Consider the following 23,751-nt stretch of genomic DNA (forward strand, 5'->3'; position numbering starts at 1 on the left):
GCTCCACCGTCCATTCATCTGACCGAGCGGAGGAGCGACCTGCAAACGTAGGTACGCGGCGAGCCCTTCAAGCACGCAAGAGTTCTCAAAAGCTGTTCCCGCGGAATTGAGAATCGCGGCTTGCGTACCGTTTGCCAACAACGCTGCTATGGGTCACTTTAGCACGCATGGATATCCTGCAAGCAGATCACGATGCACTCCTTGTCGTCATGTCCGGCGTTGTCGCGCTGGTTGCCGGCTTTACCGGGCTGTCCTTGACTCGTGACTTGTCTCGCAAGCCGGTTCTCCAAAGGCAGATTTCGATCGCACTCGCCTCGATCGCATTGGGCGGCGGTATATGGTCCATGCATTTCGTCGCGATGCTGGGTTTGGAACTGCCCGTTCTATTCTACTACGATGCCGCGATCACGCTTGTTTCCGCGCTCACGGCGATACTGATCGTCGGCGCTGCCCTGCTCTTGCTGCATTTCGTAAAACGTACACCTCGCGTGATCACTGCGGCGGGTGGGATCGTCGGCGTCGGCATCCTCGGGATGCATTACATCGGCATGGCGGGGCTACAGCTTTGTCGACCGATCTATACGCCCTTCGGCATCATCTTCTCTTCCGTCGTGGCGATCTGCCTGTGCATCGCGGCCTTCTGGATCGCCTACGGGCGCCGCCAGAAGCGCAACATCGTTCTTGGAACGATCTGCTTCGCTATCGCTGTTGTCTCGGTCCATTTCCTCGCGATGGCCGGAACGAGTTTCGTTGTGGTCCCAAGTCGGAACGAGTTCGGCCCAACCATGAGCAACGAGGTCCTTGCCCTCGGCGTGATCCTGTCGAGCTTCGTCCTGTTCGGCACGTTCCTGTGGGTCAGCGTCACCTACCTGGTGGTGGAGGAGAGCGAGGACGGTTCGAACAGGGATGACGCCCCTGCCCCTGCCCCTGCACTTGCAGCGGAAACGGGTTCAGCGACACCCATTTTTCCCGGCCTCCAGATCCCTTGCGAGCGCGACGGCACGCGTATCTTCATTTCGCCTGCTGATGTTGCATTGGTGCGGGCCGATGGGCATTACACCCAAGTTTACACCGAGCAGGACCGGCTGTTTTGTGTCTGGCCGATTACCGAAGCCTCCAAGCGGCTTGTCCCGGCCGGGTTTCTTCAGACCCATCGAAGCTATCTGGTCAATCCGGGCAAGGTCTCCCGCTTCGAGCGGGAAAAGGACAAAGGGCGCTGCATCTTTTCAGCCTATGATTTGCCGCCCGCTCCGGTGAGTCGTTCGAAGCTGAAGTTCATCCAGGACGCCCTGAGCGCGCAGCCCGGCGCAGTTCATGTCGCCTGAGGCGCATTTCGTGCAAAACCGCTGTTATTGATGATATTTTGCGGGCGGCGACATTCCGCCGCATGCATGGTCCCCCTCAACAAGAACGACCGCTTTTTGGGAGGAGAGCCGAATGATACCAGCGGCATTTGAATATCATCGTCCCCAGGACATGGCCGAGGTTCTGGCCGTGCTCGAGGAACACGGAGACGAAGCGCGCGTGATGGCAGGCGGGCACAGCCTGATCCCGATGATGAAACTGCGCATGGCCGACGTGCCCCACTTGATCGATCTGCAGGATGTCGGCGGTTTGTCGAACATCGACATTGGCGATGACAGCATCCGCATTGGCGCCATGGTGACCCAGGCTGCCATTATCGATCACGAAGGGCTCGGAGCGGTGGCTCCAATCCTGCGCGAGGCGGCCCTGCAGATCGCCGATCCGCAGGTGCGCTACATGGGCACTGTCGGCGGCAATGTCGCCAACGGCGATCCCGGCAACGACATGCCGGGCCTGATGCAATGCCTCGATGCCACCTTCACTGTCGTTGGTCCGGAGGGAGAACGCGACATTCCGGCCCGTGAGTTCTACGAGGCGGCCTACATGACCGCGCGGGAAGATGACGAGGTTCTGACCAGCGTCACGATCCCGCTGCCGAGGGGCGGATACGCCTATGAAAAGCAGAAGCGGAAGATCGGTGACTATGCCACCGCCGCCGCGGCTGTTCAGATCGAGAATGATGGGGGCACCTGCGCCTCTGTCGCCATCGCGATGACGAACCTGAGCGACACACCGGTCTACTCCGAAGCGGCCGGAGCCGCCCTCGTGGGCACGTCCGTCGACGATGTCGCGATCAAGGCGGCTGTTGCGGCCATGCTGGGCGACATCGATCCGACGGAGGACAACCGCGGTCCGGTCGCGTTCAAGAAACACGTGGCTGGCGTGATCCTGCGCCGCGCCATCGAGCGCGCCTGGTCGCGCGCGTAAGGGAGGGGTCACATGTCAAACAAGATGCACATCAAGCTGAAGGTGAACGGCAAGGACGAGGAATTCCTGGCCGATCCGCGCGAACTGCTGATCTATACGCTGCGCGAGCGGCTGAACATCACCGGACCCCACATCGGATGCGAAACGTCGCATTGCGGCGCCTGTACCGTGACCATCGATGGCAAGTCGGTCAAGGCCTGTACGATGTTCGTGGCACAGGCCAGCGGCAAGGAGATCACCACCATTGAAGGCATTGGGGGACCGGATGACCTGCATCCGCTGCAAACCGCCTTCAAGGAGCACCACGGGCTTCAGTGCGGCTATTGCACACCCGGGATGATCACCCGTGCGGCAAAACTGCTTGAGGAAAACCCGAACCCCACCGAAGAGGAAATCCGCTTCGGCATGGCCGGCAATATCTGCCGCTGCACCGGTTACCAGAACATCATCAAGTCGATTCAGGCCGCTGCGGCCGAGATGAATGCAGCCAAGGAGGCCGCGGAATGAAGGACGAAGTCACACGCGAAGACCGCGTCGCCAACCTGAAGGGACTGGGGTGCTCGCGCAAGCGGGTCGAGGATGCTCGCTTCACCCAGGGCAAGGGAAACTACGTCGACGACATCAAGCTGGACGGGATGCTGTTCGGTGACTTCGTCCGCTCGCCCTATGCGCACGCACGGATCAAGAGCATCGACACCGCCGCCGCGCTGGAAGTCCCGGGCGTTCTGGCCGTCCTGACCGCTGCCGACCTCGAACCGCTGGGCCTGCATTGGATGCCGACGCTTGCCGGCGACAAGCAGATGGTTCTGGCGGATGGCAAGGTGCTGTTCCAGGGTCAGGAAGTCGCCTTTGTCGTCGCCGAAGATCGCTATGCAGCTGCCGATGGCATCGAGGCGGTCGAGGTCGATTACGAAGAGCTTCCGGTGATCGTCAATCCTTTCGAGGCTTTGAAATCGGATGTGGTCCTGCGCGAGGACCTCGTGGCTGAAGACGGCTCCATCCCGCCGGGCGCCCATGGGCCGCGCAAGCACCACAACCACATCTTCACCTGGGAAGCCGGTGACAAGGGCCCGACAGACGAGGTGATCGCCAATGCCGAGGTCGTCGCAGAGGAGTCGATGTACTATCACCGGACACATCCCTGCCCGCTGGAAACCTGCGGCTGCGTGGCCTCGATGGACAAGGTCAACGGCAAGCTGACACTCTGGGGCACGTTCCAGGCACCACATGCAATCCGCACGATCGTATCGCTGATCTCCGGGATCGAAGAACACAACATCCGTGTGATTTCGCCCGACATCGGTGGCGGGTTCGGAAACAAGGTCGGCGCCTACCCGGGGTACGTCTGCTCGGTCGTGGCGTCGATCGTGACGGGTAAGCCGGTCAAATGGATCGAAGACCGCATGGACAACCTGATGACCACGGCCTTTGCCCGTGACTATCACATGACGGGTCAGATCAGCGCCACGAAGGAGGGCAAGATCACCGGCTTGAAGTGCCATGTGACGGCCGACCATGGCGGGTTCGACGCCTGTGCGGATCCCACCAAGTTCCCGGCCGGCTTCATGAACATCTGCACGGGCTCCTACGACATCCCGACCGCGTATCTCGAGGTCGATGGCGTCTACACCAACAAGGCCCCCGGAGGCGTCAGCTATCGCTGTTCCTTCCGCGTGACCGAGGCGGTGTACTTCATCGAACGCATGATCGAAGTGCTTGCTATCAAGCTGAACATGGATGCCGCAGAATTGCGGCGCATCAACTTCATCCGAAAGGAGCAGTTCCCCTACACCGCCGCGCTGGGGTGGGAGTATGACAGTGGCGATTACCACACCGCCTGGGACAAGGCGCTCAAGGCCGTGGACTATGACGGGCTGCGCGCCGAACAGGCGCAGAGGGTCGAGGACTTCAAGGCGGGCAAGACACGCAAGCTGATGGGGATCGGCCTCAGCTTCTTCACCGAAATCGTCGGCGCCGGCCCAGTGAAGAACTGCGATATCCTTGGGCTGGGCATGTTCGACAGCTGCGAAATCCGTATCCACCCCACCGGCTCCGCGATTGCGCGTCTGGGCACGATTTCCCAGGGCCAGGGCCACGCGACGACCTTCGCGCAGATTCTGGCATCCGAGATTGGACTGCCGGCGGACAGCATAACAATCGAGGAAGGCGACACCGACACCGCGCCTTACGGGCTGGGAACCTACGGCTCCCGTTCGACCCCGGTTGCCGGTGCGGCCACCGCGATGGCCGGCCGCAAGATCCGCGCCAAGGCGCAGATGATCGCGGCTTACCTGCTGGAGGTGCACGACAACGACGTGGAATTCGACGTCGACCGTTTCGTGGTGAAAGGCGCGCCGGAAAAGTTCAAGACGATGAAGGAAATCGCCTTCGCCGCCTACAATCAGGCCATTCCCGGAATCGAGCCGGGACTGGAAGCGGTCAGCTACTACGACCCGCCCAACATGACCTATCCCTTCGGGGCCTATATCTGCGTAATGGACATCGACGTCGATACCGGAGTGCCGGAAATCCGCCGCTTCTATGCGCTGGACGACTGCGGCACACGGATCAACCCGATGATCATCGAAGGCCAGGTGCATGGCGGTCTCACGGAGGCACTCGCCGTCGCTCTGGGGCAAGAGATCGCCTATGACGACATGGGGAACGTCAAGACCGGCACGTTGATGGACTTCTTCCTGCCGACGGCTTGGGAAGTGCCGAACTACGAGACGGACTTTACCGTGACACCCTCTCCACATCACCCCATCGGGGCGAAAGGTGTGGGCGAAAGCCCACATGTCGGCGGCGTGCCGTGTTTCTCGAACGCGGTGCAGGATGCGTTCCGACCGTTCGGCAACACGCATACGAACATGCCGCATGACCATTGGCGGATCTGGCGCACGGCCAATGAACTGGGCTTGCACGACTAGGTGAAAGCGGCGCGCACCCGACCGCCCGAGACGTTCGGTCGGGTGCCGCTCTTGCAGGAATTTGACATGACCTGGACTGACCTTCAGACGGCCCTGGCCGCCGATGGATACGTGGCTTCCGATGATCTCAGTGTCGCGCTGCATCTCGCACTGACGCTCGGCAGGCCCTTGCTTCTCGAGGGGGCGGCTGGCGTCGGCAAGACCCAGTTGGCGGCCAGCCTCGCGGCGCAGCAAGACACCAAGCTGATCCGTCTGCAGTGTTACGAAGGGCTTGATGCGGCGCAGGCGATCTACGAGTGGAACTACCAGCGTCAACTCTTGACCATTCGAGCGGCCGCCGAAGACGGCGAAACCGGCAAGAGCGTCGAAGACCGGATCTTCTCCCGCGAGTTCCTGCTGGAACGCCCGCTGCTCGCGGCCATAACCCAAGACTCGCCGCCTGTCCTGCTGATCGATGAGATCGACCGGGCCGACGAGGAATTCGAAGCTTACCTGTTGGAAATCCTGTCGGAGTTCCAGATCACGATCCCCGAACTCGGCACCGTTGCGGCCACCACGAACCCCATCGTGATCCTGACTTCCAATGGCACCCGCGATCTGTCGGACGCACTGCGCCGCCGGTGCCTGTATTCCTACGTCGACTATCCCGACCGGCAGACCGAGCTGGCCATCCTCCACGCCCGCTGCGCGGGGATAGAGAAACGATTGGGCGCACAGATCGTCGGCTTTGTTCAAAAACTCCGCGAGGAAGAGCTCGAGAAGGTTCCCGGCGTTGCCGAGATGCTCGACTTTGCGGCCGCCGTCATGGGACTCGGAATTGCGGACCTGACGTCCGATCCGTCGGTGCTGAAACACACGCTCAGCACGCTCCTGAAAACGCAAAGCGACCGCGCGCATATCACGCCCGAGGTCGCGGCTCGCATCGCGGGGCGCGCCGCATGAGCCGCGTCACCCGCTTTGCCGCACGGGATCCGGGGCCAGCCGCGCGAGTCGCGGGCTTCATGGCCCATTTGCGCGAGAACGGGCTGCGTTTGGGCGTGTCGGAAACCGAGCTGGCCTTGGCTGCCTTGTGCGAAGTGGAGGCCGCACGACCTGATGCGAGCCGCCGGGCGCTGAAGGCCGTCTGCACGGGCTGCAAGGACGAAGTCGACCGGTTCGACGCGCTCTTTGACAGCTACTGGTTGGACGCGGGCCGGGTGCGCCAGAAGATCGTTCAAAGCCCGCCTGACAAGGGGGATGACAGCGTGCATTCCTCGCGCGATGCGCGGGGCGAAGATACCGGCGGCGCGGGCACGTCCACCGCGCCAGAAGCCGGTGACGGAGACGCCGAAAGCGACGGCGAAGGACGACTCATCGCCACCGAGGTCCGCAACCTGATGCGGAAGGATTTGCGTGACCTGGTGCGGCCCGAGGATGTTGCCGAAGCCGAAAAAGTCGCCCAACGCCTCGGCGCGGCGCTGCGTGACCGCCGGTCCCGGCGCCGCATCGCCGCGCCCAAGGGTGACCGTCTGAATTTCCGCAAGACGATCCGCGCCAGCCTTGCGACCGGGGGCGAGCCGTTGCGCCTGGTGCGCAAGCATCGCCCCGACCGCCCCCGCAAGATCGTCGCCCTGTGCGACGTATCGGGGTCGATGACGGTCTATGCGCAAGTGTTCCTTGCGTTTCTGGCCGGTCTGATGCGCAGCGATACGACCGCCGACGCCTACCTGTTTCACACCCGTCTTGTGCGGATCACCGAAGCCCTGAGGGACAAGGACACGATGCGTGCCATCGGGCGGATGTCGCTGATGGCGGACGGTTTCGGGGGCGGCTCCGAAATCGGACCCTCCATCGCGCGGTTCGCCAGAACGTATGCGAAACGCTTTGTTGATGGGCGCAGCGTCGTTCTGATCTTGTCCGATGGTTACGACACGGCGCCTGCCACAGTTTTGGATGCCGCTTTGGCGGACCTCAGGAAACGCGGCTGCAAGATCATCTGGCTGAATCCGCTGAAAGGCTGGCGCGACTACGCCCCCGTGGCGGACGGCATGGCCGCCGCCTTGCCGCATCTCGATCTGTTCTGCGCCGCGAACACTCTGGCCGATCTTGCCGCGCTCGACCGTGAGGTGATGACGCTATGACCCCCGCCGAGTTCCAGTCCGACGAATTGGCCAACGCGGCAACGGCACTGCGCGCAAAGGAAGAAGCTTTTGCTTTCGCCACCATCGTGCGGACAGCCGGCGCAACCGCGGCGAAGCCGGGGGCGAAGGCCCTGCTTGGTGCGGACGGGACCATCCTGCACGGCTGGCTTGGTGGCGGCTGTACCCGCGGGGCCGTGAAAAAGGCGGCTCTCCTCGCATTTGCAACCGGGCAGCCACAGTTGGTCTCGGTCGCGCCCGAGGAGTTCTTGGCCGAAAAAGGCGTCAGAGCCGGAGACGAGGTCGAAGGTGTCCGCTTTGCGCGCAACGGCTGCCCATCCAAGGGCAGCGTCGACATTTTCATCGAGCCATGCCTGCCAATGCCGCAGTTGATCGTGTTGGGCGCATCGCCCGTGGCACGGGCACTCGCCAGCCTGGCCCCGCAGTTTCACTGGGCTGTTGTCCGCGAGTTGCCCGACAAAGAGCCGCCCGCGCATCAATTGCGAGTCATCGTCGTTGCGACGCAGGGTCAGGGTGACAGCGAAGCCTTGCAAGGCGCCCTGAAACTGCCCTCGCAGCACGTGGCCTTCGTGGGCAGCGCCCGAAAATTCGAGACGCTCGCTGCAAGGTTGATCGACCATGGCGTCGATCCCGACCGAGTCAAGGCGGTAAAGGCCCCCGCGGGGTTGAAACTGGGCGCCGTCACACCCGAGGAAATCGCATTGTCGATCCTTGCGGACCTCGTTCAGGTGCGCCGTGCGCAAGCGGGTGTGATCAATGCGTAGCGTTGCCGCACTCCTTCTGGCCACTGGGCAATCGCTGGGCGTGGATCTTGCGGAACAGCTTCTGATGCAGTTCCGAAAGCGCCCCAAAACGAACCTCATCAGATCCATTGGCCACTTTCGTAGGAAGCTGGCTCTGACGCCTGAACAAGCCAACCAGATCAGATTTCCCTGTTGCTGAAAGAAGGACGACCCGTATGGAACTCTCGGACGAAATCATCATCAACGCCACGAAAGAGCAGGTTTACGCAGCTCTGAACGATCCAGAAGTGCTGAAGCAGTGCATCCCCGGCTGCGAGGAGTTGATCAAGCATTCCGACAATGAACTCGAGGCGAAGGTGGTGTTGAAAGTCGGACCGGTCAAAGCGCGGTTCAGCGGCGACGTCCAACTCGATACCGAAGGGGCGCCCGACGCGTTTTCGTTGACCGGCCAAGGCAATGGAGGTCCTGCCGGCCATGCCAAGGGCGGCGCCGACGTAACGCTGACAGCGGATGGAGACCAGACAATTCTGCGCTATGACGCCAAGGCCGAAATCGGCGGAAAGCTTGCCCAATTGGGCAGCCGGCTGATTCAGAGCACGGCAAAGAAGCTCGCCGCGAAATTCTTCAAGTCGTTTGCAGATGTCGTGAACCAGAAAACGCCGGCGTGAGGGCAACTCCAAACAGACAACAATGCACTGATGTCGCCTTCGCGGTTCCAATGCCTGCGCCGTCTCCCACTCACCTGGAAAAGTCCATCGGCAAGTTGAAGTCGTAGCTGGAGCCGGTCAGTTCCTTCGGGGCACGGGGCACGCGATCGGCACGGGACACGGCAGCGATCGCCTCCTGATTGTAGAGGGGATTGCTCGAAGCTCTCGCGATCCGGGCACCGGTGATCCGGCCGGTCGTCGTGACCGAGATGCGGACGACAACCCGGCCGTTGCCACGGGCCCCTTTGGGAAAGCGCTTCTTGCTTTCGATCCTCGCCCGGATCTGTCCGCCCCAGACAGACATCAGCTGCGCCTCGCGAGCCGCGCCGAGCGATTTGACCTGCGCGGACCCGGCAGCACCTGCTTGGGCAGACCCGCCCGCCCCTGCCGCACGCTGCTTTTGCACGGCCGCCGATGCCGTGCTTTCAGTTTTGGCCGGCTGTTGGGACTTTGGTTCAGACTGCGAGTCTCGCCGCTGCCGCTGTGCCAGATCGATCGGGCGCCGCATCGGGCGCGGTGATGAATGATCGGCAATTGCCGACGTCTCGAGCGTTGGTTCCGGTTCGACAGGCTTCGGTGTCGAGCGGTCGAATTCCGGAGGCGACTGCTCTGCTGGTGTACCTAACGGCAAAGCGACGCCTGTCAGCGCGCGTTGCGGCGGAAGATCGAGGCGCGGCAAGGCGAGCGGCACTTGCTGCGAAACCCGCGGCGCAACGGTCGGGGTGACGCTGCTTTGGATCGGCGGGCGCGGTGCATCCCAGGAATCGACCATCGTCTCGACACTGGCCGAGGCCGCGGCCAACGATACCATCGCCTCACCACCGGCTCCGGCGGCCTCGGTGCCACCGTCGTCCGGTCCACGCATGGCAACAAGAACATGCAGACCGAGCGCGAGCCCGACGAAAAGCAAGGCTTCGATCAAGCGTTTCATTCCGGCGCCACAACCAAGGCCACTTCTCCAAGTCCGGCACCGGCCAGGGTCTTGAGCAATCTCGCCAGGTCAGACGCCCGAACGGTAGCATCCGCGCGCACCTGCGGCGCGGCGTCTGCATCGGTGATCTCGGAGGCCAGCGCCGCGATCGCGTCATCCCCGCGCAGTTCGCGAAACGCGATCTCACCCGCGCCGGACAGGTATAGCACCGGGCCGGCCACGCCGTTCTCCCCGACCGGGGCGACCGGTGGTTGCACAGCGAAGGGGTCGGGCGGTGCCAGCGTCGAGGTCATCAGGAAAAAGATCAGCAGAAGAAACACCACATTGATCATCGGAACGATCGACTCTCCGCGCGGTCTGCGACCTGTGGTTCCGAAGTCGAGGCTCATTCGACCAGGACCAGTCGGCTAAACCCCGAAGCGCGCAGCACCGTCGCGACGTCGACCACACGTTGAAGCGGCGCGTCCTCACGGCCGCGAAGGATTATTGCATCGTCGGGCGACGTGGTCAGTGCCTGCAGCGCACGGGAAAGATCTTTGGTTTGAATTGCGCGCCCGTTCAGCCTCAACCCGACCCTGTCCACTTCGATTAACCGCGGAGGACCGGAATACGCGGTCCCGGCCGATGCCAAGGGCAGTGGCAATACGGCGTCCAGCCCGAAGCGCGACGCCAGCATGAAAAAGACCAACAAGAGAAAAACCACGTCGATCATCGGGGTCAGACTCGGCTTGCGCCGAGGACGCGGGTCGCCGGACAGGAAGATCATTGGGTGGCGATGCCCGGGACGTCTTCGGCCTCGACCTCGGTTGCAGGTATGGGGATCTTCGCAACGAAGATACGTGCGCAGATGTCTTCCATGTCAGCCCTGAGCCGTTCGATTGTCGACTCGAACCAGGTCAGCGCCGCCGAGGCCGGGATCGCGACGGCCATGCCGGCTGCGGTGGTCAGCAATGCCTCCCAGATCCCGCCAGCCAGCAAGGACGGATCGGCACGCGCTCCCGCCTCTTGCAATGCCTGGAAGGCAGCGATCATTCCCAAGACCGTTCCCAGCAGGCCCAGCAGTGGCGCGATGGTCGCTATCAGCTCCAACGCTCGCAATCCGGTGCTCTGGCTGCCGATCAGCTTCTTTGCTCTGCGCGTCGTTTCCTCGCGGGCGGTGGCGTCGGGCAACGTCAGACGGGCATGCATTGCAGCAGCGGTCATCCGACTGCGGACCCCGCGACGACCCTTCACCAGATCAAGCGCGCGGTCGGGGCTGCCCGTTTCCCACTGTTTGACGGCGCGCTGCGACATCCGCCGCGACCAGACACCGGCAACGAAGAACTTCCACGTCTTCCAGAGGATCAATGCGACCGCCACGACCGACAGCACTGCGATTGCCCAGATCGAGGGACCACCGTTGCGCAGGAATTCGCGTATCCGCCGTTCCGTTGCCTGAACGACGTCCAGTTCTGTTTCCGACACCTGCGGTCCCGTCGCGGTATCGGAAAGTGGCTCTTGAGTTTGCCCCGGACCAACGTCCGTTTCCGCTTGGCCTGCAACCGGCAGCCAACCTGACGCCGCGCCCGGCACGGCCGGGCTCAAACCGTCCGAGGTCGGGGTGTCGGGACGCATCGGCTCGCTGACCGAGATCTCAGGGGCCGGCGCGGTCTGCGCCTGAAGCGATGCGCCGAGCGATAGAGCGAATGCGAAGATCAGCACCGCTGTCCAGATCGTCATAAGCCGAAGTGCCATTCCTGGTCTCCTGTTCAGGTCGTCGCGCGCTAGCGATTGCCGCGCAGGGCAAAACATCAAAACTTCAGCGATGCGGTCAGGAAAATACTGCGGCCCGGCTCTTCGAGCGCCAGCACGTTGGACAGGCCGTTTCCGTCCGAGCTGCGAGCAACGTAGGTTTCGTCAAACAGGTTGCGGATATCCAGGCGGAATTCGACATTCTGGTAACTTGGTGGCGTGTACGTCGCGAAGACGTTGACCACTTCATATCCCGGCAATGCGGACATGCCACCAACGCCTTCGGTGTCGTCATTTTCCAGCGCGATATCCATGGTGCCGCCGATCGTGATGTCCGGGCTTACCGCGTAGCCCGCCGAGATCCCGAAGATCTGCCCCACCGGGCGACCGTAGTAGTAGGCGGTCGATCCAACGGGATCGCCATCCAGTTTCACGTCCGCATTCGTGTAGTTGATCCGCACGAAGCCGCGAACGGCGATGTAGGCAAGCGATGCGTCGATGCCCTGCGAGGTCAGGTCCGCGACACCCCGGCCGGATGTCAGCACGTCATTCACGTCTTCGACTTCGGTATAGAACAACGCGCCGCTGGCTTCCCATCTTCCGCTGGCATAGCGAACGCCCATGCGAGCGCTGTTGCCGCGAGAGGCTTCTGGTGTTCCATAGACCCATGGTGTGCCCAGGTTGATCAGCGACGCTTCACTCAGTTCATAGCCGCCCCACGTGGACGCAGCGCCGATGTTGAACGTCCACGCGTCCGTCAGGACAATGTCGGCCTGGCCGTTCAAACTGATGCCGGTATCGATGTATTCGGTTCCATCCGCGAGTTCGAAGCGCTGGCTGTCGATCCGCACGCCATAGGAGAGGGAAAGACGGGATCCGATATCCTGTCTCATCTGGGCATAGAGGCCGATGTTGTCCAGCGTCTCTTCGCCGAACCGAGCCGTCAATGGTCCTTCGGGGGTGGCCGTGTCATGGAAGAAATCGATCCCTGCGGTCAGAACGCCGGAGCCGAGAATGAAATCGTTCTCGATCTTGCCGCTGAGGCTGGCGTTGGTGCCGATCGCGGCTCCAGCCTCGACATATTGTTCGTTATAGGACAGTTGCACCACTGGCGAAAAGGCAATGGACGGTGCCTCGTCGGTATAGGTGAACGTGTACGAGGTCCGTTGCGCCAAGGCCGGCAGATAGACGCTGGGACGTCCCACGACGCCGCCGAAGTCAGGCCGGGCAAAGTACAGCCCGCCCGGCCCTGCCTGCATCGCGCGCAACCCGTTGTCCTCCGTCCGATTGGCCGCGAATTCAAAGCGTTTGCCGGTGTCCGTGGTATAGGCAAACTTGCCTGTGAACGACGACAGATCAGGCTGCGTGCCCGGAACGATGGTGCCCGCGCCGCTTTCGTAGTCATCTCCGGTCGTCTGGGTGCCGCTCAGCAGGTATTCGAAGCCATCGCTCGATCCGTAAAGTGACAGGGTGCGGCGAAAGCTGTTGCCGTTGTCGCCAAAGCTGAGCAGGGCGTTGCCGCCGAAAACCCGCCCCGGCTCGAGCAGATCACGCGCGTCCATCGTCTCGTAAGCAATGAAACCGGCCAACGCGCCCGGCCCGGCATCGGCGGGCGACAGGCCCGAGCTGATATCGACCTGCTTGAGCAAGGTCGGGTCCATGAGCACGTTGCCGGTATGGTGAAAAGCCGATTTGTTCTGGCGGGCGCCGTCGATGGTCACCGACAGCAGGCTTTCCTCGATGCCGTTGACCAGCACCTTCTGGGCGATGGCGGCGCCGCCGCTCGATTGCACTTCGGATTCCCCGTCAAACACATCCGCCATTGACGACGGGTTGCGCGCTTCGATCTCTTCGCGCGTAATGAGCCTGTTGCCCAGAGTGTCCTGAGCATCCGAGTCCTCGACCCGGATCGGGTCCAGATCGTACACCTCTTGCCCCGTGGACGCGGTGGCGCAAAGGATCGCTGCCGACGCCAGCAGCGCAGCTTTTTTCGTCAGAACCATGTGGCCTGTCCCTTTTTCTTGAAGTTTTTTGGGACTTGCTTGCGACCAGGTACGCGGGCGACCCTCTTGGCTGGCTGTCGCGCCCCGCTTATATAATCCGAGTTTTTCAGTCAAGTATTTGCGAGCGAAAAAATCAGACCAGAACCACGGGTCTGCCATCGACGCAATGAATCCGGGCATCGGTGGCAAAGACATCGGTCATAAGCGCCGGAGAAATCACTGTCGAAGGTGCTCCGTCCGCGACGATTCTCCCGGATCGCATGACCACCACGCGGTCCGCGAAGGCGGCCGCATAATTGATGTCGTGCAGCACTATGACTACGCTCTTGCCGCCTTCGTCCGCCATTTCGCGCAGCAAGCGCATGAGGTGGCGCGACGCCGCAATGTCGAGATTGTTCAACGGTTCGTCCAGCAGCAGGTAGTCTGTACTCTGTGCATGGGCCATTGCCACCAGTGTTCTCTGTCGCTGACCGCCCGAAATCTCGTCTAGAAACCGGTCAGCCAGAGAGGTCAGCGAGAACAGGCCCAGCGTCTGCGCGACGATCTCGTGATCCTGCCGACCGGGACGCCCCCGGTGCCACGGATATCGCCCCATCAGGACCGCTTCGCCGACCCGCAACCGGGCCGAGACAACGGAGGATTGCGGCATGATCGCCAGCACCCGGGCAAGTGTCGCGTCCGGGCAGGCGCCGATTTCCAGATCGTCCACCCGGATCCGCCCGGTCTTCAGTTTCTGCAAGCGCGCCACCAGTGACAACAGCGTCGATTTTCCGGCCCCGTTCGGACCGATCAGGGCAGTCACCCCGCCGCGTGGCAGTTCGAGGTCGATATCCTGAAGTATCCTGCCCCCGCCGATGGAGTGGCTCACGCCGCGAATGGAAATCATGAAACGCGACCCCGCAAAACGAGAGTGAGAAACACCAGACCGCCCAGCATGTCGATCACCACCTGCAAGGGCGTCGCCATATCCAGAATCCGCTCCATTATCGTTTGTCCGGCAACCAGAACGATGCAGGCGACAAGCCCGGCAACCGGCAGCACCACGGCATGGCGCGAGGACGGGGCGATCAGGTAGGTCAGCGAGGACACGATCAAGCCGAACAACCCGAACGGCCCCGCCAGCGCCGTTGCCGAAGCCACCAACACGCATATCAGGACCAGCGCCTGCCGATGCCCCCGGTTCGGAGTCTCGCCCAGTCCGGTTGCGGCCTCTCGGCCCAGAGCAAGCACGTCCAACCGAAATCTCATGCGCCACGCGAGGATCAGGGCGGGCACGCTCACTGCGGCCGTCAGGGCCAGCAACCCGGAATCCACATGGGTGAACCGGGCAAAGCTGGACGCTTGAACCATCTGGAATTCGTTGGGGTCGATCATCCGCTGCAAGAAGTCGTTCAGCGACCGGATCAATATGCCCGTGACGATGCCCGTCAGCACCAACTTGATCATGTCGTGCCGCGCTCCGACCGTGAGAAGAAGGAACATCAACAAGCCCAGCCCCGTCATCGTGGCGAGATTGAACCCGAACAGGACCGGCGTCGGCAGCAAGGCATACCCCGCCCCGCCCAACACGAAGACCAGCCCTGTCAGGACCATCACGTAGAGCGCGTCGAACCCGATCACTGACGGCGTGAGGATGCGATTGCCGGAAATGGTCTGAAACAGGACGGTCGCGGTCGCGAGGCAAACCCCGGTCAGCATCAATGCCGCCAACCGGCGCAACCGGAACGGCAAAAGGAACTCCCACGATCCAACCGGGTCCAGCATCAGGAACGCCGTGGTCGAAATCAGAAAAAGCGCTGCAAGCACACCGACTCGTCTAAGCATAGCGGCTTTCCCGGTAGAGCAGGATCAGGAACGACACCGCGCCGACAACACCGATCATCGTCGCCACCGGAATTTCGAACGGTATTCGGATCACCCTCCCACAAATGTCCGCCCCAAGGACGAGACCCGCACCTGTCAGCGCCGCGACTGGAAGCGTGCCGCGCAGGTTGTCGCCCATCACCCGGGAAACGAGGTTGGGAACGACCAGCCCGACAAAGGGAATGGCACCCAGCGTCACCACCACGAGCGCGGTGACCACAGAAACAGCAACCAGCCCGGCAGCGGTAACCCCGGCGACATTGACGCCAAGCCCCCGCGCCACATCGTTGCCAAGGCTCAGCAAGGTGATCCGCCCTGCAATCAACCATGTCAGCCCGGCCGCAGCACCGGCCACCCAGAGCAGTTCATATCTGCCCCTCAGAACGCCGGACAACTCGCCCGTCAGCCAGACCTGCAGGAATTGGAGGAAATCGCCCTGGTAGGCAATGAAGGTGACCCCTGCCCCGATCATCCCGCCATAAACCAGCGCCACAAGTGGCACCAACAGGGGCTGGGTCGGCGGCAAGGGACGGATCAGGACCAGCAGCCCGACGCTGCCTGCAAGGGTCGTTGCGGCGGCCAGAAGCATCTTGATCCAGATCGGTGAGCCGGGAATGAGCAGCGTGGCGAGCAGAATTCCAAGCGCCGCACTTTGGCCTGCACCAGCGGACATCGGTTCGACAAACCGGTTGCGAGCGAGCGTTTGCATGATCTGCCCGGTGATCGCCAGCGCGCCACCCGCCAATATTGCCGCAACCGTACGCGGCAGCCGGCTGACCATGATCACATGCGCGGCGTCGGGATCGGAAAATACATTCACTGGGGTGATTGGAATGACTCCGACGAACAGCGAAACAGCTGACAGTGCCATGACAACGGCAAGTCCGACCCAAAAGCGCATGACGCCACTCAGCCGGAGTTGGAGAGAGAGTCGATCAGGTGATCGAGGGTCCGGATCGTTGCCTGCACGCCGCCCGCGGCAATGTAGGCCTCGGCCGCTGGCAGGTGGATGATCTGTCCGGACTTCCACGCCTTCGTGCCATGGACGAGTTCGTTGTCCAAGGTCGACTGCATCCGCGCGTCCGTGTCGCCAATCGCACCTCCGCGATCCACCACGATGAGGGTATCCGGGTCGGCGGCGGCAATATACTCGAACGTCACCGCCTCCCCGTGATTGGATCCGGCGACGTCGTCCACCGCGACTGGCCAGCCCAGCTCCCGGTGCAGCCACCCGAACCGGCTGTCCCGGCCGAAAACGGATAGCTTCGGACCGTTTGTCATCACGATGAGCGCATCCCCACGATCGGCCACTAAATCGCGCGCGGTTCCAAGACGGTTTTCGATCTCTGCTTTCAGCTCCTCGGCCCGGGTTTCTGTCCCGGTCAGTGCCCCGTAGGTTTCAAGCCGCGATAGGCCGTCAGCTATGGTGTCCGTTCCGATGCTCATGTCCGCAACAGGCGCTATTCCTGCGAGAGCCTCCGCCATCGCCAGGGACCGTCCACCGACTACGATCAGATCCGGCTGCAGGGCTGCAATCGCTTCGAAATCCGGCTCGAACAAGGTGCCGACCACCGCCGACTGGTTTTCGATCTCGGCAAGATAGTTGACGAAAACAGGTGAAACGACACCCGTTGGGATGACCCCAAGCCCTGCCAGCGTGTCCATGGCTGCTACGTCCAGAACCACAATATGTTCGGGTGGAGCATCGAGTGTTATCGGACCGGACGCGGTTTCAACCGTGGTTGGTTCCGCCGCCGCGATGGTCGCGCCAAATACAATCGATGCGGCAAGAATCTCGTGAAATCGCAACGCCATGGCCAACTCCTGAGTTTAGCTGGCTTGCGACGGTACGCTGGCTGCTGATGTCCCGCGCCGCTCTAGGCCGTTGTCGCCAGCCCGTCAAGCAAATACCATAGTAAAAGAATCAGATTTAAGGAGAGTGGCGTGCTGTCATCGCAATGTCGCTTCGAAACGCAAAACGGATCGAAGTACCTCAAACAACTGTGCAAGCATTTCGCCCACAAAGTCACTGTCGAATACGACGAGGTCTCGGGAACCGCCGATTTGCCCCCAGGCCGCGCGACGCTCAAGTCTGATGAGTCCGGACTCGAAGTCGTGGTTACGGCTCAGAACGATACGGGACTGGCTATCGCCCGACATATCATCGAAGACCACCTCAAACGGTTCGCGCATCGCGAACCTTTCGACACGCTGAACTGGACAATCAGAGCTACGAATTGAACGGACGGTTCGTTCTGATTTGCGGAGTTGCGCTATCCGCTCTCTTGACGGTGCTGTCGGACCGTTTCCAACCAGTCCAAATAATCGCCGAACTGCCGGAACTCATGCTGAACAAAGATGGCGCCACTCGTCGAGATCGGTCGCGCGGTTGAGCTTGAAATACTGTCGGGAGTAGAGGTGGCGTTCCTGGTTGAAATGGTTGTGGACCGAAGCGTGGACGGCGGCGAACACCTGCAAACTTCGCATCCTGCGAAACCGTTGCATCGCCCTCTTGATCAACGGCCCGCCACAGGTAAGGCAGCTCGCCGTTGATCTTCACGAACATCTCGTCCGGATGCCACTGCGAATTCGGGTAGTCCCGCATCCGGCTGACCAGCCCTTTCCGGACTTCCTCGGTAAACACCGGACCGAACCGGTTCTACCAGAGTCGGACCGTTTCGATGCTGACATCGAAACAGCGTTCGCGAAGCAGGTCCTCGACATTCCTGAGCGAGAGCGGGACCCGAACGTACAGCATCACCGCCAGGCGGATGATTTCGGGGCTGCTGTGAAACCACTTGATGGGGTCTGTTTTCGTCATAAGCAAAGGCCAAGTAACCGCCCTGCCCGCCTCATCTCAAATCCTTCTGACCAGACCCAAGGTCGTGACCTTGATGGTGATCGAAATGCGTAATCGAGACAATGGCTGGCATCGTCCGGATGGTCGGCTCTCGCTGAACTAGGTTGACAACACCCAATGGGACGTGGTGCGCAAGACAGTTCCGCGGTGACGCTCGGGCCGATGACGAAAACCAGCGGCGAGGGCACGCCGCGTGGCATTGCGGTCAAACCCGGCCGTGCGCGTCCACTAATGGAGCCACGGCAACGCGTTAAGCCGGGCTGTTGCCGACACCGCATCTGGGTCCAAAAATCGCGGTGGGTGGATTTCAAAAGCTCGCTCCTCAGCGCCCTGCGGAATGGCCTGCAGCGATCATCTTTCCGTATTCGATGTAGTCCTGCGGCAAGGTCAGTCTTAGACCGGCTTGCTCCTGAAGCAGAATGATGATGTCGGATCCGCCAAAGGCAAAGAACCCAAATTCTTCGCCCTTGGTCAGTGTGGCGCCTGTCTTTGTCGTGAAGTTGACCGACGAGATATGACACATCCCGACGGGCACGACCCCGACCAATCCGATATCGCCGAGGTTGCAGCCGACAGAGTCAAGTATCAAGACACCGCGCGACTGAGAGAACTGGTAGCCATTTTTGGCGTCATCCTGCGCCAGAAACTGATTGTCTTTCAGGCGGACGCCCATATAGGTCAGCCCATGAACCTTGCGACATTCCCGCACGGTTCCAGACACCGGCGCGTGGTAGCGATGATAGGAATACGGACCAAGGAAGAAATGCAACATCATTCCGTTCCGAAACGACTTTGAAAACGGGCTGCAGTCAAGTAACTGTCCGATAGTGGCAAATTTATGTGTTCGCTTGATCGTTATTTCTTCAATTCGAGACTCGGCATCAATTTCGTATTTCCGTCTAAACGCGCAGTCGGCCGGTGAAACCAGAACCCGGTTATCTTCTGGTTTCGCAATCGGTCGCAATCCTGAATTCAATTCGCGAGCAAAGAACTGATTGAACGTTTGCCAGCCGCTTGGACAATTCGGTTTTCCATCCACCATTGAATCGCCGACTGCGTATTTCGGCGACAAAGAGATAAATGAATTGAGAATATCCGGGCTAAAGGACTCCGGAGTATCAAGAAAATCACCGTACAGGCTGGCGTATCCAATCATCCAGTGACTGAACCAGGACAGGTTTTGAACAATGACGGTCCCACCTGGGCCTACCGGTTGGTCGATTAGCCAAAAGAAATGGCAGCCCCGATCGTAAACTTCCTGCTGCCCGTCTCCATCGTCCCGAGCCCAAGCCGGATTGGTGTCCGGGTGCGGACACCAACATGCGAAATCGCGCAGAAACATGATATACTCGGCAAAGGTTTCCGGCCAGGGAAGGGCAGTGTAGAGGGCGCGGTCCAAGTGGATTTCCGCAGTTTTTCTCGCCGTTTTGAGCGAGGCGCAGATCAGGGTTTCAAAGGTCGGGTTCGTGTGGGCGAAAGCAACAAGAAATTGGATATGGTCATCCAGGTTGTCCGGGGTTTCCAGCGCATGATCCGCAGTCATTCCTGTCCTTTCCGCACACCATGCGCCATTATCGGCACGCATGACCATTTCGGCGGTCGAAACAGCTCACGCTGACCGCGTCTCTGCCCGTGGTCGCCACGTCGATTGGTTTGCGACGCTCTTATGTCAGCCTTTCAAAACGACGATCGGATAACTGGTTTCGTTGCCGACGGTCATGGTGAACTCTTCGCCGTCCGCAGCGGCCGGGCGCAGATAGTGATCGCCCGGTTCGAATGATTGCTCATAGGCCGTGTCGTCGTTGACCTGAATCTTCAGGGTACCCTTGGTTACCGCCAGAACAACATAGGGTCTGCTGTACCGCTGAACCGTTTGAGAACCCGGCGGAAAGGTGACCCTTTGGAAGAGCCCCAATTCTGGCGTAAGCCCATGTGTATCGTAGAGATCTTCGAAAATTACATCGTCAGCCATAATACCACTCCATGCGGGCAAGAGGGTACCCGTCAAAATAGTTTTTCAGATATGCCCGATTAGGATAACATGACAGAGCAAGTCGTTTTTCGCAAGAAATTTGGTGGCCGAAGGGGGGGCAATAGGTGCAGCACGGAGCCCGCCACGATGTCGGTGATCGGGGGTTTGACGCCGAACTCAAGCTCGTAACCTCGCTGTTTGTTGATCTTGTCGGCTCTTTGGAAACGATTTCGGCTGTCGGCCCGCAACATGCGAGCAGCTATTTCGAAACTTACCGCGAACAGCTGATCCAGATTGCCCACCATCATGGAGGAACTGTCGGAACGGTTGCGGGCGACGGAATTTTGTTTCTGTTTGGCGCACCGAAGGCCAATTCAAAACATGCCTCAAACGCTTGTCTGGCAGCATTGGAAATGATGTCGGCCGCGGGGGGGCAAAACGGCTCTGGCCCGCAGATGGAATTGCGGATCGGAATGAGCACCGGTGAGATCCTGGTAAAACCCGTCGAGATCGACATCGGCTGGCATTACGATGCCACCGGCGTTTCGGTTCATGTCGCGTCGCGGCTGCAATCGCTGGCGAAATCCGGCACGATCGTCATGGAGCAGATGACCCATGACCTTGCAGGCGACGGCTTTCTGATAGAGGAACTTGGCCCGCATGACATACGCGGGCTGAATCAATCCTTGCAGCTTTATGAACTGCGCGGGATCAGGAACAGTTCGCTTGTGGCCAGAAAAAACGGCCCTGCGCGTTTTGTTGGACGCCGGAACGAAATTCAAAAGTTGATAGAAATCTGCACCGCGCCAGCCAGAGATTCGGCGCGAGTGGTTCTGATTGTGGGCGATCCCGGAATCGGGAAGAGCCGGTTGATCTCGGAGTTGAACGCGGAGATTGAGAAAAGCAATTCCCAACAGGCCCTTTATTGTCGTGGGTTTTACGGCCTGTTTGAACCATTTTCGGCTGTGCGCGAATGCGTGCGTCAACTGGTGGTAGAGCCTGATCAGATCAGCCGCGAAGTGTTCCTAGAGAACATAATGCAACTTCGCGCGGATCGGCAGCTGGCGGACGTTTTGACTGCGACCATCGGGAACTTGCACGCCGAGTTGTTTTCCGGACTCGATACGGACGCAATGCGGCCAGCGAAGAACCTGGACAGCTCGATCGGGAAGAAGCTGAATACAATCCGCCAAGGTTTCAGAAACCTAGTGGATATCGTCCGGTCAGATGGGGGAGCCGTATTCCTGATCGATGAATTTCTGGAACTGGACAGCGAAAGCAAAGAGATCTTTTTTCATCTGATGTCGGCGCAGGCCGAGTTTCCCGGAACATTTGTTCTGACATGTCGATCCGAACGTGTGGCCGAGCTGCTGACACGAGATCTTGCCAACATCGAGGTGATCAATATCGCCGGGCTCAGTGATGACGCCTCGGTCGCTCTGGCCGCGGAACTCAACGAGTCCGTCCAGTTCGAGGCAGGTGCCGATCCGAAAGCCATCAGCTTTTCGGACTTGGCTCGCCGGTCAGGCGGTAACCCATTGTTTCTGCAAGAGATGATGACCGCGTATCTGCGTGGCACGCGCGACGCCGCTTCGCGCCTGACTGCCGATACCGCGACGCTTTCGATGGCGCAAACACCGGTTCTTCAGACGGTGATTGCGGAACGGATCGACCAGTTCTTGCCCAAACAGAGAACGGTCCTGAAAGTCGCGTCGGTTTTGGGCGAAGAATTTCCGTTGGCTATTCTGGCCAAAGTTTTGTCCCGCCTGGAGTTGGAGTGGTCTTCGGTCGAAAACCTGGTGGCAGGCCGAATCCTGGCATTCGCCAAAGCGCCCGATTGCACCTATCTGCGCTTTATTCATCCATTGTTCCGCGAGGTTACGGCCAATTCGATTGTCGAACGCGATGAAATCAAATTTCACACCGCGGCATTCGAGGCTATGGAACCCGGACTGGGGCTGGGAGATCAGGCGTTGGCACTGGCGCGGGCGCACCATGCCAAATGCGCCAGATTGTGGGCCCAAGCCGGCGAAGCGTTTCGGCTGGCCGGTGTTCTGTCCAACGGGCGGGCGATGAACACGCAGGCCATCGAAATGTTCAATGAAGCCCTGGCAGCGTCCGAACATCTGACCGATGCGAGACAGCGCGCCCATGTCCGCGTCAATCTGATGCTGGAAATGCGAAACCCGCTGTTCCAGATCGGTGATCTGGGCGGCGTCGCCGACAGGTTGAACGAAGCGAAGAGAACCTTGGCCGTGGCCGACGACCCCCGCCAACGCGGCAAGATCCTGTCCTTCGAAAGCCACGTCAGTTGGTTGCGGGGGCAACCGTCGGCGGCCCAGGAGGCAGGCCAAAAAGTGTCGGACATTGCGCGGGGAATTGGCGACGCCGCGATGAATGTCAGGGCGAATTTCCATCAGGGACTGGCCAGCGCGGCCTTTGGACATGATGACAAGGCGGTTGGACTCCTCGGAAGTGTGGTCGGGGCGATCTCGGACGGGGTGCACAGCGATTATCTGGGCGTCAATCGCAGCCTTTTGGTTCTGGCGCAAAGCTACAAGGCCCGGTCGCTGATGTATTGCGGACGGATCGACGAAAGCGTGCAGGCCGCGCAATCGGCCTTGGACGCGGCCGAGCCATCGGACGATATCTTGGCCCATATCATCGCCCGTATTTCGGCGGGGATCGTGTTCCTTCCAGCGGATCGGCCGGGCGAATGCCACGCGGCGTTCAAGTCGGCTCTGTCGCTATTGGATTCGGTTGAGGCGCGGTTGATGCGCCCGGTCTTCAAGGCGAATTATGGGTTGATGCACCTGTGTATCGGCGACACGGAAAGCGGCAGGGCGCTGATCGAGCAGTCGATCAAGGAGAGCACCAAGATCGATCTGAATTTCGAATTGGGAAAGAAATACCTGTATCTGAGTTTTTGTCACCTTGTGTCCGGCGACAACGAGTTGGCGCTCGCCGCCCTGGATGCCGGCGCTCGGGCTTCGACCAACAGTGAGGAAACCAGAGTTGCAGGCATCGCCGAGCAATTGTCGAAACACATTCGGGAAAGGCCGCCGAAGGGCCGCGATGGTGTAGCTGAGTTGTTTGACACATCGCTCAAAACCTATCCTGCAATCATGGCGCTGTCGCGATCACTATAGTGGGTCCCACGCTATTTTTCCCGCGCCAATTGCCCTTGTGGAAGCGTGTCCCGACCCGGATGTGGACGATTCTCCAGATTGGTCTTGAGGGTGCAGTCAGACTAATTCGATCGGTGCTGTCAGACCGTTTCTACCCAGTCTCAGTATTCGCCGAACTGCTGGAACTTATGCTGAAACAAGTTGGCGCCACTCGGCGCGAGCTACAGCGCGGTTGAGCTTGAAATTCTGTCGGGAGTAGAGGTGGCGTTCCTGGTTGAAATGGTTTGATACGCATGAGGGTGCTGTCAGACTAATTCGAACTCGTCTCTACCAGGACAGCAACGCTGTCCCTTATGCCGCGCAGAGACCACGCCACTCGGCCAGAGCAACGGTTCGGTTCTGCTTGAAGTGATCTCGTTTGGAGAGGCTGCGATCCTGGTTGAAATGGTTGAC

21 protein-coding genes and 3 pseudogenes are annotated in these 23,751 nt (G+C 60.5%); 10 read left to right on the top strand and 14 right to left on the bottom strand.

Annotated features, from left to right (window positions below; all coding sequences use genetic code 11):
* Positions 1 to 167: 167 nt before the first annotated feature.
* The 8 genes from JF290_RS09545 (at position 168) to JF290_RS09580 (ending at position 8,771) form a co-directional block, all read left to right on the top strand.
* The gene (locus JF290_RS09545; protein ID WP_199024616.1) at positions 168 to 1,325 is read left to right on the top strand and encodes an MHYT domain-containing protein; all 1,158 of its coding nucleotides are present in this window, start codon (positions 168 to 170) and stop codon (positions 1,323 to 1,325) included.
* A 112-nt stretch (positions 1,326 to 1,437) separates the two neighbouring features.
* A complete protein-coding gene (locus tag JF290_RS09550; protein ID WP_199024617.1) occupies positions 1,438 to 2,292 on the top strand; it encodes an FAD binding domain-containing protein in 855 nt (284 codons plus the stop codon).
* 12 nt (positions 2,293 to 2,304) lie between these two features.
* On the top strand, positions 2,305 to 2,799 hold the full coding sequence (locus JF290_RS09555; protein WP_199024618.1) for a (2Fe-2S)-binding protein: 495 nt from the start codon (positions 2,305 to 2,307) through the stop codon (positions 2,797 to 2,799).
* The gene (locus JF290_RS09560; protein ID WP_199024619.1) at positions 2,796 to 5,222 is read left to right on the top strand and encodes an aerobic carbon-monoxide dehydrogenase large subunit; all 2,427 of its coding nucleotides are present in this window, start codon (positions 2,796 to 2,798) and stop codon (positions 5,220 to 5,222) included. The genes JF290_RS09555 and JF290_RS09560 overlap by 4 nt, the downstream gene beginning before the upstream one ends.
* Before the next feature lie 66 nt (positions 5,223 to 5,288).
* Complete coding sequence (locus JF290_RS09565; protein ID WP_199024620.1) at positions 5,289 to 6,164, top strand: AAA family ATPase; 876 nt, start codon at positions 5,289 to 5,291, stop codon at positions 6,162 to 6,164.
* Complete coding sequence (locus JF290_RS09570; protein WP_199024621.1) at positions 6,161 to 7,342, top strand: vWA domain-containing protein; 1,182 nt, start codon at positions 6,161 to 6,163, stop codon at positions 7,340 to 7,342. The genes JF290_RS09565 and JF290_RS09570 overlap by 4 nt, the downstream gene beginning before the upstream one ends.
* Positions 7,339 to 8,124, top strand: coding sequence for an XdhC family protein (locus tag JF290_RS09575; RefSeq protein ID WP_199024622.1), 786 nt, complete (start codon positions 7,339 to 7,341; stop codon positions 8,122 to 8,124). The genes JF290_RS09570 and JF290_RS09575 overlap by 4 nt, the downstream gene beginning before the upstream one ends.
* A gap of 194 nt (positions 8,125 to 8,318) precedes the next feature.
* Positions 8,319 to 8,771 (top strand): SRPBCC family protein, encoded by a 453-nt coding sequence (locus JF290_RS09580; protein ID WP_199024623.1) that lies wholly within the window; start codon positions 8,319 to 8,321, stop codon positions 8,769 to 8,771.
* A gap of 70 nt (positions 8,772 to 8,841) precedes the next feature.
* Here the strand turns inward: JF290_RS09580 and JF290_RS09585 are convergent, their stop codons facing one another.
* The 9 genes from JF290_RS09585 to JF290_RS09625 form a co-directional block, all read right to left on the bottom strand.
* Positions 8,842 to 9,741, bottom strand: a complete 900-nt coding sequence (locus tag JF290_RS09585) for a TonB family protein (protein WP_199024624.1) — start codon at positions 9,739 to 9,741, stop codon at positions 8,842 to 8,844.
* On the bottom strand, positions 9,738 to 10,130 hold the full coding sequence (locus tag JF290_RS09590; RefSeq protein WP_227362524.1) for an ExbD/TolR family protein: 393 nt from the start codon (positions 10,128 to 10,130) through the stop codon (positions 9,738 to 9,740). The genes JF290_RS09585 and JF290_RS09590 overlap by 4 nt, the downstream gene beginning before the upstream one ends.
* Positions 10,127 to 10,507, bottom strand: coding sequence for an ExbD/TolR family protein (locus JF290_RS09595; RefSeq protein ID WP_199024625.1), 381 nt, complete (start codon positions 10,505 to 10,507; stop codon positions 10,127 to 10,129). Before JF290_RS09595 ends, JF290_RS09590 begins: the two co-directional genes overlap by 4 nt.
* Positions 10,504 to 11,475: a MotA/TolQ/ExbB proton channel family protein gene (locus JF290_RS09600; protein WP_199024626.1), complete on the bottom strand. Its 972-nt coding sequence runs from the start codon at positions 11,473 to 11,475 to the stop codon at positions 10,504 to 10,506. The genes JF290_RS09595 and JF290_RS09600 overlap by 4 nt, the downstream gene beginning before the upstream one ends.
* 56 nt (positions 11,476 to 11,531) lie before the next feature.
* Positions 11,532 to 13,475, bottom strand: a complete 1,944-nt coding sequence (locus JF290_RS09605; RefSeq protein WP_199024627.1) for a TonB-dependent receptor domain-containing protein — start codon at positions 13,473 to 13,475, stop codon at positions 11,532 to 11,534.
* Positions 13,476 to 13,608: 133 nt separating this feature from the next.
* A complete protein-coding gene (locus JF290_RS09610) occupies positions 13,609 to 14,343 on the bottom strand; it encodes an ATP-binding cassette domain-containing protein (RefSeq protein ID WP_328701228.1) in 735 nt (244 codons plus the stop codon).
* A 14-nt stretch (positions 14,344 to 14,357) separates the two neighbouring features.
* Complete coding sequence (locus tag JF290_RS09615) at positions 14,358 to 15,299, bottom strand: iron chelate uptake ABC transporter family permease subunit (protein WP_199024629.1); 942 nt, start codon at positions 15,297 to 15,299, stop codon at positions 14,358 to 14,360.
* The gene (locus JF290_RS09620; RefSeq protein ID WP_199024630.1) at positions 15,292 to 16,239 is read right to left on the bottom strand and encodes an ABC transporter permease; all 948 of its coding nucleotides are present in this window, start codon (positions 16,237 to 16,239) and stop codon (positions 15,292 to 15,294) included. Before JF290_RS09620 ends, JF290_RS09615 begins: the two co-directional genes overlap by 8 nt.
* 8 nt (positions 16,240 to 16,247) lie before the next feature.
* The gene (locus tag JF290_RS09625; RefSeq protein WP_199024631.1) at positions 16,248 to 17,153 is read right to left on the bottom strand and encodes a siderophore ABC transporter substrate-binding protein; all 906 of its coding nucleotides are present in this window, start codon (positions 17,151 to 17,153) and stop codon (positions 16,248 to 16,250) included.
* A 129-nt stretch (positions 17,154 to 17,282) separates the two neighbouring features.
* Here JF290_RS09625 and JF290_RS09630 point away from each other — a divergent pair, with 129 nt between their 5' ends.
* Complete coding sequence (locus tag JF290_RS09630; protein ID WP_425503949.1) at positions 17,283 to 17,579, top strand: DUF2218 domain-containing protein; 297 nt, start codon at positions 17,283 to 17,285, stop codon at positions 17,577 to 17,579.
* A 102-nt stretch (positions 17,580 to 17,681) separates the two neighbouring features.
* On the opposite strand, the pseudogene JF290_RS09635 reads toward JF290_RS09630, so the two are convergent.
* From JF290_RS09635 to JF290_RS09645, 3 genes and pseudogenes are all read right to left on the bottom strand, one after another.
* Positions 17,682 to 18,159, bottom strand: a pseudogene (locus JF290_RS09635) (DDE-type integrase/transposase/recombinase).
* Between the two features lie 361 nt (positions 18,160 to 18,520).
* Positions 18,521 to 19,741: a phosphatidylserine decarboxylase gene (locus JF290_RS09640; RefSeq protein ID WP_233155233.1), complete on the bottom strand. Its 1,221-nt coding sequence runs from the start codon at positions 19,739 to 19,741 to the stop codon at positions 18,521 to 18,523.
* Between the two features lie 126 nt (positions 19,742 to 19,867).
* On the bottom strand, positions 19,868 to 20,170 hold the full coding sequence (locus tag JF290_RS09645; RefSeq protein WP_199024633.1) for a cupin domain-containing protein: 303 nt from the start codon (positions 20,168 to 20,170) through the stop codon (positions 19,868 to 19,870).
* A 125-nt stretch (positions 20,171 to 20,295) separates the two neighbouring features.
* On the opposite strand from JF290_RS09645, the gene JF290_RS09650 reads away from it, so the two are divergent.
* The gene (locus JF290_RS09650) at positions 20,296 to 23,319 is read left to right on the top strand and encodes an ATP-binding protein (protein ID WP_199024634.1); all 3,024 of its coding nucleotides are present in this window, start codon (positions 20,296 to 20,298) and stop codon (positions 23,317 to 23,319) included.
* A gap of 165 nt (positions 23,320 to 23,484) precedes the next feature.
* Here the strand turns inward: JF290_RS09650 and JF290_RS19515 are convergent.
* Together JF290_RS19515 and JF290_RS19520 are read right to left on the bottom strand one after the other, a co-directional pair.
* Positions 23,485 to 23,589: pseudogene (locus JF290_RS19515) on the bottom strand (IS6 family transposase); the annotation flags it as partial.
* Between the two features lie 60 nt (positions 23,590 to 23,649).
* Positions 23,650 to 23,751 (bottom strand): annotated as a pseudogene (locus JF290_RS19520) (IS6 family transposase); the annotation flags it as partial.

Origin of the sequence: Sedimentitalea arenosa, assembly GCF_016428585.1 — a bacterium.
In the GTDB taxonomy this organism is placed as follows: domain Bacteria; phylum Pseudomonadota; class Alphaproteobacteria; order Rhodobacterales; family Rhodobacteraceae; genus Sedimentitalea; species Sedimentitalea arenosa.